The organism is Gluconobacter cerinus, from assembly GCF_025961355.1.
Classification (GTDB): domain Bacteria; phylum Pseudomonadota; class Alphaproteobacteria; order Acetobacterales; family Acetobacteraceae; genus Gluconobacter; species Gluconobacter cerinus.
Window position 1 is genome coordinate 650,342 of sequence record NZ_JAOQNM010000001.1, and the last position, 12,663, is coordinate 663,004.

Below are 12,663 nucleotides of genomic sequence, written 5' to 3' on the forward strand. Positions count from 1 at the left end.
GAAAATTTTGTCAGTTTTCTGCTCTCCGAGCAGTGCGGATGGCCTCCCTTAGCAAAACTGGCTACGGGATACCATCCGTCACCGGAAAGGTCAGTCGCCGCTTTTGCGGGAGAGCTTCCGCAAAGTGGCTACGTTCCGGAAGAATTCCCGGAAGGGCATGGCGGGGCTACCGATAACATCCGCTCCCGCATCCACGTCAGACATGACACCGCACTGAGCCCCAACACGGGCCTTGTCACCAATCTTGATATGACCGATCAGGCCGGCCTGAGCAGCGATCGTGACGAAATCGCCAAGCTCGGTCGAGCCGGAAATACCAGCCTGTGAAACAACAATGCAGCATTTTCCGAGCTGAGCATTGTGTCCGATCTGAACCAGATTATCGATCCGCGTGCCTGCCCCAATGATCGTATCGCGCATGGAGCCACGATCAATCGTTGAGTTAGCACCGATCTCAACGTCGTCCTCAATGACAACCAGACCAAGCTGCGGCACGGTCTCGAAACCAGCAGGGCCGACAGCAAAACCAAATCCGTCCTGACCAATGCGGGCGCCGGGATACAGTGTTACCCTGTTCCCGACACGGGCGTGCGTCAGACTGACATGGCTGCCAATGCGGCAACCTTCACCAATCTCGACACTCCGACCAATCACGGCATGCGCACCAATCAGTGTGCCCGAGCCAATTTTCGCGCCGTCTTCGACAACAGCGAAAGCCCCAATCTCGACATTCTCACCGATCTCAGCCGTCTCACTGACATAAGCCGAAGGATGGCGAACACCCGTCGATGACGGTGCAGGATGAAAGAGCGCTGCAATGCGTGCCCATGCAAGGTAGGGCGTTTTGCAGACAAGGCCCGCCGTATGTGCTGGCAGCTTGTCTGCAAAAGCCGGCGCAAGAATTACTACTCCTGCACGCGTTTTTTCCAGAAGAGGCAGGTAGCGGCGATTATCCAGAAAACTCACGTCTTCCGGTCCCGCAACGTGCAATGGGGCAACCCCGCGGAAACTGACTTGATTCTCCTGCCCTTCAGCAGCGGAACGAACCTCGCTTCCCGATACTTCCGCAAGATGAGCCAGACCAAAAGGTCCAGCTCTCAGGAAGAAGCGCTCATCACCAGGTCGGTTTTCGGTGAGTACCTTATCAGCCACGGGATCAGGCCTCAGTGATGCTGCCGGAGAACGGACTCAGGCTGCGCTGGGGCCGAAGCTGGCGCTGCCTGTTCAGGACCCTGCGGCGCACGCTGTTCGTCTGCCGTCGTTGGCATCTTGCCAGACTTGGCGAGTTGCTCAGGATCCACGCCTTCGTCAGGAATAAACACGTGAGGCAGCGTCTTGTTCAGCTGGTTTGCCACTTCTTCCGTGATGTCCTGCTCGCCCACGTGCAGCACAACCTGCTCTGCATGCAGAACCAGGTTCATGTTATGCGCACCAGCAACGGCGGCAATGATGCCGTTACCCTGTTCAAGCTCACGCTCGATCTGGTGAAAGGCAACCTGCGCAGCTTCCTGAACAATACGAGCCTGATTACCAAAATCGCGCTGATCCTTGGCGCGGCGCTCCTGAAGATGGCGCTCACGAAGCTGGATCTGATCAGCTGTAAGACTGCGGGCTTCGGATTGCAGCTTCTGCTGCTCACCACGCCATGCACCCTCTTCACGCTGCACAGCCTGTGCCAGCTTGTCACGACGTGCGCCAAGAACCTGCTGGATCTCCTGCGCAGCAGACGACATTTGCATGACAGCCTGGACATTGATCACACCGATAACTGCTGCTGGCGGCGCAGCGCCCTTCGCAACAGTTGGCGGATTAGGGATCGGCGGCAAAGGCAGTACCGGTGGAGCCTGCTGTGCATTCGGAGCAGCCTGCTCGTCTTCAACAGGCGCCTCAGCCATGGGCACACTACGGCGAGGTGCCGGACGTGCAGCAGCCGGTGCATCCGGATGTGCGGCTTTGGGAACAAACCATCCACCGTTGTTGGCGGCCTGGGCGTGAGCAGCGGGTGCAACAGCAAGAACCGTCGCAGCCAGAAGCGCACCGACCGAAGCCGGGCGCATCAGGGAAATAAAGGTCATAACCACCTCTGGGAAAGGGGATGGAATTGCTTGGAGCTCGAAATCAGACACGCAGTTCTTAGAACTGCTGTCCGAAGCCAAAGCGCAGCGGGTAAAGACGATCGCCCTTTTCCTTACGCAGCGGAATGGCACCATCAATATTCACAAGGCCGAACGGGCTCTTCCAGGAAATACCAAGACCGGTGGAAACACGCGGGATCATGGTGTCACCATTAATTGGGGTATAAGGATACCCGGCCTCGAAGCGGCGAGAATAGTCTGTGTACTTCTTCTGTACACGTACGCTCGACAGGCTACCAGCATCAACAAAGTAACGACCGGAAATACCAAGATCGTCACCCATCGGCATCGGGAAGTTCAGCTGCGCGGAAGCCGTGTACATGAAACGGCCACCAAGCAAATCTTCCTGACCCTGACGCGGAAGATAATCAAGCGTCGGGCAGGACCCGCTGACATATGCTCCCGTACAGATATGGCCAGAACGCGGGCCTACACCACCCTGCAGGAAGCCTCGCAGGTTTTCACCACCAAGATAGAAGTTATCAATGATGTTGCGCTTGCTGTTGGAATCCCAGTCGCCCATGTAGCCCACGCCGCCCTTGAACTGCATGGTCCAGTCATGGCTGCCAGTAATGCTGTCCAGCGGCAGGTAGTACGCGCCATCAGCCTTCACACGGAAATACTTGGCGTTTCCGCCAACACCCGCGAAATCACCGCCCAGCTTCATCATGTAACCGTCATGAGGATTCATACGACGGTCACGACGGTCATAGGTCAGGGAGGTGCTCAGCTGCGACAGAAGCGACCAACCTGCAGACTGCTGAACGTAAACAGACGGCACCCATTCGATATAGGACGGGTCAGCTGCAACCGTTGCGGCATCATAGAAGTTGCCAACCTGACGATCGACCAGCGTGTAGCTAAAGGACTGCGACAGATAGCGGTTATAGGCATACCCGAGACGCAGGCTCATGCCGTACTGGGATTCTTTGTAGCTTTGATACGTCTGGTAGTTGTTCTGGATGAAGTAGAAATCAGCGCCAGCCACCAGGTTACGGTTCAGGAAGTACGGATCCGTAATGGAGATGTCAGCCTGCTTCTCATAGTACGCAACCGTACCCGAGATACCGGCATCAATACCCGTGCCAAGCATGTTGTGCTGCTTGATGGACGCATTACCCAGCACACCAACGTCTGTGGAGTAACCACCACCCAGTGAGAACTCACCTGTCGGCTTCTCAACCACGTTGGCAGACACGTTCACACGGTCAGGAGCAGAGCCCTGTGTCTGATCAACAGATACCGTGCTGAAATATCCGAGGTCCTGAAGGGCCAGCTTGGAATATTTCTTGTCAAATGGGGTGTACGGGTCGCCCTCTGCCATGGGCAGGTTACGTCGGATCACGTTATCCCGGGTAATGGTGTTGCCGTTGATATCGATACGCTCGACATAAACATGCGGCCCTTCAGTCACATCGAACAGAAGGTCAACAATTCGCTTTTCCGGATTACGGGCGATTTCAGAGCGCACCATCGCAAACGGATGCCCCTGAGCCTGCAACCACTCCTGCATGTTTGTCGTGTTATGCTGGATGGCAGTGCCATCGTAGATCTGATGCTTGAACAGCTCGATGTGCTTGCGCATCATTTCCGGCGTTACACGACGCACCGTGGAACGAACGTCCATCTTGCCAATGCGATACTGCTCACCTTCATGAATGGTGAACGTCACGTAGAAGGACTTGTGATCGGGAGAGAGCTCACCCGTCGCGTCGATCATGTGGAAATCGACAAATCCGTTGTGAAGGTAGAAGCGTCGCAGAAGCTCCGCATCGTACTTGATACGCTCAGGATTATACTCATCCGAGGATGAGAAGAAGCGATACCAGGTATTCTCCTTGGACGAGATCACCTGTGCCAGACGTGCTTCACTGAAAGCGTGGTTGCCAACAAAAACGATCTTGTGGATCAGCGTCTGCTGAGCCTCGTTGATTTTGAAAACAACATCGACACGGTTGTGAGAGAGCTTGATGATCTGCGGCGTGACCGTCGCGCCGAAACGCGCCTTCCCTGCATACTGATTCAAAATCTTCTGACGGTCGGCAGCCGTGGTCTGAGACGAAAATACCGCACGGGGACGAAGACTGATTTCCTTACGGAGATCCTCATCCTTCAGGGCATGATTGCCTTCAAAGACAATACGATTGACGATCGGATTTTCAACCAGATTCACCAGCAGCGTATTACCATCGCGGTGAAGGGTGACGTCCTTGAAAAGGCCCGTTGCATAGAGCGTCTTCAGGGATCGATCCAGATCGTCCTGATTGAAAGAGTCACCCGGCTGAGCAACCATGTACGACAGAACCGTACTGGTCTCGATACGCGTGTTACCAGTGACCGAAATGGCCTGGATCACGTTGTTGCCTGAGGTTGCACCTGATGTCTGGTGCTGACGAGCAGAGCGGGCCTCCGCCACACCGAGAGCGGTCGGGAGAAGACATGCGGATGCCAGCAGCATCAAACGCATGTTCGGGGACCGGGAACCTCTTGACCGTGATCCTGACAAACCGGTTTTCCTTGTAACAGATTTTTCGCAGGCGCCTGACACGCTACGCCATTGGCGGAGGTATCCGAAAATCCCCCCACCATGCAAGATCTCCCTTCACTCACGAAGAGTTACCGGGCGTATCTCACATTAGCTTCCGGCGTGAAACATCCAGTGAAACAGACCCAGATTCGTGAGATCATTCACTGTTGAAAAGAGGAAAAGCGCGCCGATAAGCGCCATTCCGACCTGCATACTGACTTCCTGAACACGGCGTGAAACCGGGCGTCCCTTAATGGCTTCGACAGCATAAAAGATCAGTCGTCCACCATCGAGAACCGGGATCGGAAACAGATTAATCAGCCCAAGATTGATGGAAAGAAGCGCCATGAACGACACAATACTGGCCATGCCATAGCTGGCGACCTGTCCGGAGATCTGCGCGATTCGGATTGTTCCACCCAGTTCCCGTGCACTGCGCTGCCCGGAAATGATCTGCCAGACCCCCTGCAACGTCCGCACTGACATGGTCCAGGTTTCCTGAACACCCATGACCGCCGCCTTGATCGGCGAAACCGGTTTCCCCGGAGAAGCCGCAAAACCAACGCCCAGAACACCAGTCGGATGGGAGCCAGCCTTTACGCTGCCAAGTGTAACGGGCAACGTCAGATCCTGGCCGTTCCGGCGCACTTCAAGTGTGGTCTCAGCGCCTGGTCGTGCCGCTACCGTCCCCATGACATCTTCAGGACCGGAAATGGACAGCGAGCCAATCCGGGTAATGACATCACCCGTTTTTACACCCGCCTTCTCTGCGGCACTGCCTGCCACAACCTGGGAAATATCCCCGCGAAGCTGCGGCTTGCCCACCGTTGCGAACAGCAGGGTAAACGCCACAATCGCAAACAGAAAATTGAAAACAGGCCCCATCACGATCACCAGCGCGCGGGAACCGACAGGCTTGTCATGAAAGGTGCGCCCGGGAATCCAGGCCGCTTTCTGCTCATCCGTGGCATCGTCAGGGCCTTCAAACCCGTGCGGTTTGACATACCCACCGAGCGGAATCGCGCTCAGGCGCCATTCAGTGCCGGATTTGTCGTGCCACCGGCGAAGAGCAGGCCCAAAACCGATGGAGAATGTCTCAACCTTTACCCCGCGCCACCGGGCAGCAAGGTAATGGCCCAACTCGTGGATAAACACGAGAACACCAAGAATCAGAACATAGGCAAGAATGGTACGCAGAAAATCATGCATGCAGGGCAGTCTCGCTTACTGTGTTCCGCAGTCGGCCGCTTTCGCGAAGAATATGCTCTTCTGCCAATGCCCGACCGCGCGCATCCCATTCCAGGACTTCATCCAGCGTCGTCAGTTCAGGATTTTCCGTCATGGCCTGAAGAGCGCTATCGATGGTTTCACCAATACCAAGGAATCCTATCCGACGGTTCAGAAAAGCGTCCACGGCAACTTCATTGGCTGCTGAGAAAACTGCGGGAGCAGCCCCTCCTGCCCTGAGAACCTGACGGGCAAGTCGTAGGGGAATAAAACGCGTCTCATCTGGGGCCTCGAAATCGAGGCGCCCGAAAGCTGTCAGATCCAGGCGCTGGCATGGTGTTTCCATGCGGTCAGGCCAAGCAAGAGTGTGAGCAATGGGGATACGCATGTCTGCTGACCCCATCTGCGCGACCAGACTGCCATCGCGGAACTGAACAAGCCCATGCACCACAGACTGAGGGTGCACCAGAACATCAATGCGGTCTTCTGTCAGACCAAACAGACGTGCGGCCTCAATAACCTCCAGGCCCTTATTGGCCATGGAAGCCGAATCAATCGTGATTTTCGCACCCATCGTCCAGGTAGGATGCTTCAACGCCTTTTCAAGCGTCGCATCACGCATCTCTTCCAGAGTGGACTGACGGAAGGGGCCGCCTGAGGCTGTCAGCACGATCTTTTCGACCGTGCTCATATCACAACCACCTAGAGCCTGGGCGATCGCATTATGCTCTGAATCGACAGGAAGAAGCGTCGCACCAGCTTCGCCAACAGCCCGGAGCATCACATCGCCCGCACAGACGAGAGCTTCCTTGTTGGCGAGCGCGATTGCATGACCATTGCGTGCGGCAGCAAGTGTTGGCTCCAGACCCGCTGCACCTGTGATGGCAGCCATGGTCCAGTCTGCTTCCATCGCACCAGCCTCGATAACGGCCTGACGCCCGGCTGCTGTGCGGATACCGCTCCCTGCCAACCGTGCTTTCAGATCATCGTGCAGGCTCTCATCGTGAATGACAGCAATTTCAGCGCGAAGTTCACGAGCCTGCTCCGCAAGAAGGGCAACATTCCGCCCCCCGACCAGCGCCCGCACTTCAATATCGCCGCCCATCTGCTTGAGTAGATCGACCGTCGAAGTCCCGATGCTACCTGTACTGCCCAGAACGCTGATCCGCCGAGGCTTGGCCACAGAACCGTCAATCATGAGAAGATTCCCCCTGAGGAATGATACGATGCGCAGACCCGCCTATCAGATCCGCAGGAGTGGCAGACCAGAACACCTGCCCCGCAACTGCCAGTGACAAAAGCGCGGCAAGCGGTGCCGCAGCCAGTAGGCCATCAAAACGATCCAGCAGGCCGCCATGACCTGGAATCAGACGGCCGGAATCCTTGACGTTCAGTCTACGCTTGGCCGCACTTTCAAGCAGATCACCACTCTGGGAGAAAACACCCAGAACCGCGCCCCACAGGAGACCACCACCCACAAAACCTGCTCCAGATAGCCACGCCACCATTCCCCCGGCAAAAGACGCACCGATCAGGCCGCCAATTGCGCCCGAGCGGGTTTTTCCGGGAGAGATTGAAGGGGCCAGTTTAGGGCCACCAAAGATGCGGCCTGTCAGATAAGCAAAACTGTCGCTGGCGATCACAACGCACAGCACGAACAGAACGCTCTCCAAACCATAGGGCAAATGTCGAAGCCAGAGGAGTGAGAGACCGCCCAGAATGGAGACGACAACAGGAATACAGGCTGGAATACCAAAAATGAGGCTTGGCCAAACCATCCAGAATGCGCCGCTCCATTCACCGCGAAGGGCCGCAACCCCTGACACCATCGGCCAGAGAAGAAGGAGGACGCCACGCCAAGTGTATAATGGCTGCTTGATGAGGGTAAGCCCTTCCCAAACCAGCCCGAACATGGCCAGAAGGATGAGAGCGTTATAGATCATGCCGCCTTGCCAGAGACATCCCCCGGCAACGACAACGAGAATGACAGCTGACGTCAGACGCAGCTTCAGATCAGACCACCGGGACGATCCGCTCATGCTGGCCGACCGCCAAAACGGCGCTGACGCCCGGCAAAATGCGAGAGCGCCTGAACGAACTCAGCTTCCCCGAAATCCGGCCACAAGACGTCCATGAACACCAGTTCCGCGTAAGCACTCTGCCAGAGCAGAAAGTTGGAGAGACGACATTCTCCACTTGTCCGAATAACGAGATCCGGATCTGGCATATCGGACGTCTGAAGCGCCTGATCCAGACGCTCCTCAGTAATATCTGACGATGCCAATGTTCCATTGGCAACCTGATCCGCAAGACGTCGTGCCGCCTGAACGATATCGGCTCGTCCGCCATAGGACAGGGCGAGCGTCAGAGTCAGGGTCGTGTTGGAGGCAGTCTTTGCTTCCGCACGGCGCAATTCCTCGCGCAACGCTCCTTCGAACCGCTCAGGCTCTCCGATAACGCGCAAACGCACCCCTTGCTCATGCAATTCATTGAGCTTGTGGCGTAGATAGAAACGCAGGAGCGATGTCAGGTCACCGACTTCCTCAGCAGACCGCCGCCAGTTTTCCGAAGAAAAAGCATACAGCGTCAGATAGCGCACGCCCTGACGAATGGCCGAACGAACGCAATCCTGCACAGCCTCGGCACCTTTCCGGTGCCCGGCTGCAACTGGCAAATTGCGTGAGCGCGCCCAACGCCCATTCCCGTCCATGATCATGGCAACATGGACGGGAACAGCGGCGCCTTCCCCATCTCTTGATGAAAGAGAAGGCGTGCTGGTCTGAGGAAGAGATCCCATTGTCAACGAAGGTATCAGACCTGTTTGATCTCGCGTTCTTTCTCCGCGAGAATATCGTCAACTTTCTTGACGTACTGGTCTGTCAGCTTCTGCACGGAATCCGTCCAAGACTTCATGTCGTCCTGGCTGATGTCACCCTTCTTTTCGAGCGACTTCGTCTGTTCCATGCCGTCACGACGAACACCACGTACAGCGATCTTACCGTTTTCGGCATAACGATTGGCTGCACGCGCCAGTTCGTTACGACGCTCTTCCGTCAGCACCGGAATGGGAACGCGGATCGTCTGACCGTCAGCAGCAGGGTTAAGACCCAGGCCACCGTCACGGATGGCACGTTCCACTGCACCAACCAGCGTACGATCCCAGACGGAAACCGTTAGCATCCGGGCTTCCGGTACAGCGATAGATCCCACCTGAGAAAGCGGCACTTCGGAGCCATAGGCTTCAACCCGGATCGGCTCCAGCAGGTTCGGGCTGGCACGACCAGACCGCAGGCCAGAGAGGTCACGACGCAGACTCTCAATCGCACCATCCATACGGCGCGTGAGGTCAGCCATCAGGTCTTTCAGGTCAGCAGACATTAAGCTGTTCCTTTCTGAATCAACGTAAGTTCAGGAGAATATCCTGAAAGGTTCGTTAAAAATGAGGCGATCAGCCTGCTTCGATAACCCGTGTAAAGCGACCTTCGCCACGCACAACGGCTGCAAACGCGCCAGGAGCATGCATGTTGAAGACCACGATGGGCAATTTATTTTCACGGGCAAGACTGATCGCTGCGGCATCCATGACATTCAACTGACGAGCCAGAACATCCATGTACGTCAACTGATCATAACGCACGGCATCAGGATTACGACGCGGATCATCGGAATAGATGCCATCAACCTGCGTTCCCTTGAACACGACGTCGCACTCCATTTCATTGGCACGCAGGGCGGCAGCTGTATCCGTTGTGAAGTACGGGTTGCCCGTTCCGGCAGCGAAGATAACAACGCGCCCCTTCTCCATATGACGGACTGCCCGACGACGGATGTAGGGCTCGGCAATCGCGGCCATCTGAATGGCCGTCATGACGCGCGTTTCAAGCCCCTGACGTTCAAGGCCGTTCTGGAGCATCAGTGCGTTGATGACTGTTGCCAGCATACCGGCATAGTCACCCTGCGCACGATCCATGCCACGTGCCGCCGCGGACAGGCCACGGAAAATGTTGCCACCACCGACAACGAGGCAGACCTGCACACCAGACGCCACAACTGCGGCGATATCGGCAGCAACCATGTCCACCATTTCCGGGTCCACTCCACCCGAGCCCTTACCCATCAGGGCTTCACCTGACACCTTGAGCAGAACACGTTTGTAGGAGGGGCTTTTGTCTCGTTGTTCGGTCATCGTGCCCGTCTCTTGCTGGATTTGTGGTGACTTTGCGCCTGTCATACAGACGCAGAGGGCTGGGAACAAGCGATGTCAGACACGAGGCTTCTTATGAAAAGCCCCGTTGACAGCGTTTTCACCCTGTTACTCTTCGAGGCCAATCGCCCTCAGGCGTGCCTTCTCTTCATCCCAGCCTGCCCGCTCCTTGACGTTCAGGAAAAGATGGCAGGTTCGCTCAAGCAGGCCCTGAAGCTCCATTCGTGCTCGTGCGCCAATGGATTTGATTTTATGGCCGCCTTCGCCAATCAGGATCGCCTTATGACCCGGGCGTGACACGTAGATTGTAACTTCCACGCGCACTGATCCATCGGGGCGCTCCTTGAAGCTCTCGGTCTCGACTGTCGCCTGATAGGGAATCTCTTCATGCGTCTGCATGAAGATCTGTTCACGCACCAGCTCAGCCGCGAGAAGACGATCCGGAAGATCCGTCAGATCGTCTTCTGGGTAGAGATACGGACCTTCCGGCAGTTCACGTGCCAGATGATCCATCAGGTCATCAACGCCGTCTCCGGAACGGGCGCTCAGCATGAACACATATTCAACGCTGATCAGGCTGCTGACATCCTTCGTCAGCGGCAGCAATTCTTCAGCACCAACAAGATCCGTCTTGTTCAAAACAAGCCAGACTCTCTTGCCGCTACCTGCAAGCTTGCCAATGATCTCACGGACATCATCCCGCAAGCCGGCCTTGGCGTCGATCAGGAGAAGCGTCAGATCCGCATCCTGAGATCCCGTCCAAGCCGCGTTGACCATGGCCCGGTCAAGCCGACGGCGTGGCTTGAAAATACCAGGCAGATCCACAAGGATGATCTGCGCGTTATTGCGAACCACAATTCCCAGCGTGCGAAAGCGTGTCGTCTGAGCCTTGGGGCTCACAATCGACAGTTTGGCACCGGCAATCCGGTTCAGAAGTGTTGATTTTCCAGCATTCGGGGACCCGACAAGGGCCACGAAACCGCAGCGTGTGGTCATGTACCAATCCTTTTCCACATGCGCCTCACGACGCTACGTTCTGACCAAGACGTTTCAGAAGATCTATTGCCGCCGCACTTTCGGCCACTCTCTTACTGCCGGCTTCTCCATGTCCCGTCAGGCCAAATGCCTGAACGGCCACACGAAACACGGGCGCATGAGACGGCCCCTCTGCGGCGAGGAGTTCATATTTCGGGAGCGGCAGCCCTTTGGACAGGAGATATTCCTGCAAAAGGGTCTTGGGCTCCTTGTGAGGACGGGCATGACTGTCAATCCGCCCTTCCCACTGTTGACGGACAACACGCCGTGCAGGCTCCAGCCCGGCATCCAGATAAAGAGCACCTAACAGCGCTTCCATGGCATCGGCCCGGATGCTGGACAGGCGCCGAATACCGGCGGCCTCTTCATGCGGCGAAATTGTCAGAGCCGAAGACAAATGGATGTTATCCGCGATTTCAGCCAGAACCGGCCGGGAAACAAGATGGGCATGCCTTGGACCCAGCGCACCTTCCTGCTCCAGCGGATAGTGTTCGAACAGCCACTCCGCCATCAGAAGGCCAAGCACCCGGTCTCCAATGAATTCCAGTCGCTCGTTCGAACCGGTTCCCTTAGGGCCCTGCGTGCGTTTGCCACGACGAGGATCACGCCCGCTAACCGCAGAACGATGGGTCAGAGCTTCCACGAGCAGATCCCGGTTCGCAAAGCGATGACCGAGCGCCTGCTCCATGGCCTCCATGGCCTCTTCCTGTGAAAGTTTCATGTGACAGGATGCAGAAAACGGTTCCAGCGAATTTCGACCGGCCAGTACCAGAACTGCCATGCCGGATGCCGCAAATCCATGGAGAACAGAACAAGCGGCGCACGCCCTACAAGGTTCTGCATCGGGACATAGCCGAGATCATCCGGACCATCGCCCTGAAAACGACTGTCAGCGCTATCGTCCCGGTCGTCACCCATCGCGAAGAAATAACCCTGCGGCACGACATATTCTGGCGTGTCGTTGGCAAAGCCTTCGTCCGTCAGCTTGAGAATATCATGCTCGACAGGTGGGCGCCCGGCACTCCCAGGCAGCGCTTCCCGATATCGGTCACCGCTCAGCAGACGGTTATTTTCGTCGACAACCTCGTAATGCCCCAGGGACGTCCGCGGTACCTCAATTCCATTAAGGAAGAGCTTTCCGCCCGTCATCCGAATGTGGTCACCCGGCAGCCCGACAATCCGCTTGATGTAATCAACGGAGGTGTTCTGGGTGAACCGGAAAACAGCCACATCGCCACGATGCGGCTCAGAGCCCATGATCCGTCCGTTAAAGAGATTGGGCGAAAACGGAAACGAAAACCGTGAATAGCCGTAGCTGGATTTCGATACCAGAACGAAATCACCGATCTGCAAGGTTGGGATCATCGAGCCTGAGGGGATATTGAACGGCTCAAACACCAGAGAACGCACGGCGACGACAGCCAGCACCATAAGGGCAAGCCAGCGCACGCTCTCTCCCAGAGATTCTTCACGGGCCGCCGGCTTTGCACCAGCCTTCTCTGAACCCTTCACGGGGCTTTTCTCCTGAGTCATGG

At 56.4% G+C, this 12,663-nt stretch carries 12 protein-coding genes; all 12 read right to left on the minus strand.

Annotation, left to right across the window (positions count from 1 at the left end; translation table 11 throughout):
* Positions 1-90: 90 nt before the first annotated feature.
* The 12 genes from lpxD to lepB all read right to left on the minus strand — a co-directional run bounded on the left by lpxD (position 91) and on the right by lepB (position 12,661).
* Positions 91-1,152: a UDP-3-O-(3-hydroxymyristoyl)glucosamine N-acyltransferase gene (lpxD, locus tag M2305_RS03010; protein ID WP_264648536.1), complete on the minus strand. Its 1,062-nt coding sequence runs from the start codon at positions 1,150-1,152 to the stop codon at positions 91-93.
* Between the two features lie 11 nt (positions 1,153-1,163).
* Complete coding sequence (locus tag M2305_RS03015) at positions 1,164-2,075, minus strand: OmpH family outer membrane protein (protein ID WP_174694768.1); 912 nt, start codon at positions 2,073-2,075, stop codon at positions 1,164-1,166.
* Between the two features lie 58 nt (positions 2,076-2,133).
* A complete protein-coding gene (gene bamA, locus M2305_RS03020) occupies positions 2,134-4,602 on the minus strand; it encodes an outer membrane protein assembly factor BamA (RefSeq protein WP_086634460.1) in 2,469 nt (822 codons plus the stop codon).
* Between the two features lie 168 nt (positions 4,603-4,770).
* The gene (gene rseP, locus M2305_RS03025) at positions 4,771-5,871 is read right to left on the minus strand and encodes an RIP metalloprotease RseP (protein ID WP_086634459.1); all 1,101 of its coding nucleotides are present in this window, start codon (positions 5,869-5,871) and stop codon (positions 4,771-4,773) included.
* Positions 5,864-7,087, minus strand: coding sequence for a 1-deoxy-D-xylulose-5-phosphate reductoisomerase (gene dxr / locus M2305_RS03030; protein ID WP_046899783.1), 1,224 nt, complete (start codon positions 7,085-7,087; stop codon positions 5,864-5,866). The genes rseP and dxr overlap by 8 nt, the downstream gene beginning before the upstream one ends.
* Positions 7,080-7,928, minus strand: coding sequence for a phosphatidate cytidylyltransferase (locus M2305_RS03035; protein WP_211507370.1), 849 nt, complete (start codon positions 7,926-7,928; stop codon positions 7,080-7,082). The genes dxr and M2305_RS03035 overlap by 8 nt, the downstream gene beginning before the upstream one ends.
* Positions 7,925-8,686: a polyprenyl diphosphate synthase gene (gene uppS / locus M2305_RS03040; RefSeq protein WP_264648537.1), complete on the minus strand. Its 762-nt coding sequence runs from the start codon at positions 8,684-8,686 to the stop codon at positions 7,925-7,927. The genes M2305_RS03035 and uppS overlap by 4 nt, the downstream gene beginning before the upstream one ends.
* Positions 8,687-8,700: 14 nt before the next feature.
* Positions 8,701-9,267, minus strand: a complete 567-nt coding sequence (gene frr / locus M2305_RS03045; RefSeq protein ID WP_046899786.1) for a ribosome recycling factor — start codon at positions 9,265-9,267, stop codon at positions 8,701-8,703.
* A 70-nt stretch (positions 9,268-9,337) separates the two neighbouring features.
* Positions 9,338-10,075, minus strand: a complete 738-nt coding sequence (gene pyrH / locus M2305_RS03050; protein WP_086634455.1) for a UMP kinase — start codon at positions 10,073-10,075, stop codon at positions 9,338-9,340.
* Positions 10,076-10,201: 126 nt separating this feature from the next.
* A complete protein-coding gene (gene era, locus M2305_RS03055) occupies positions 10,202-11,089 on the minus strand; it encodes a GTPase Era (RefSeq protein ID WP_046899788.1) in 888 nt (295 codons plus the stop codon).
* A gap of 25 nt (positions 11,090-11,114) precedes the next feature.
* Entirely contained in the window at positions 11,115-11,849 is a 735-nt protein-coding gene (rnc, locus tag M2305_RS03060) for a ribonuclease III (RefSeq protein WP_046899789.1), read from the minus strand.
* Complete coding sequence (gene lepB / locus M2305_RS03065; protein ID WP_264648538.1) at positions 11,846-12,661, minus strand: signal peptidase I; 816 nt, start codon at positions 12,659-12,661, stop codon at positions 11,846-11,848. The genes rnc and lepB overlap by 4 nt, the downstream gene beginning before the upstream one ends.
* Between the last annotated feature and the right edge of the window lie 2 nt (positions 12,662-12,663).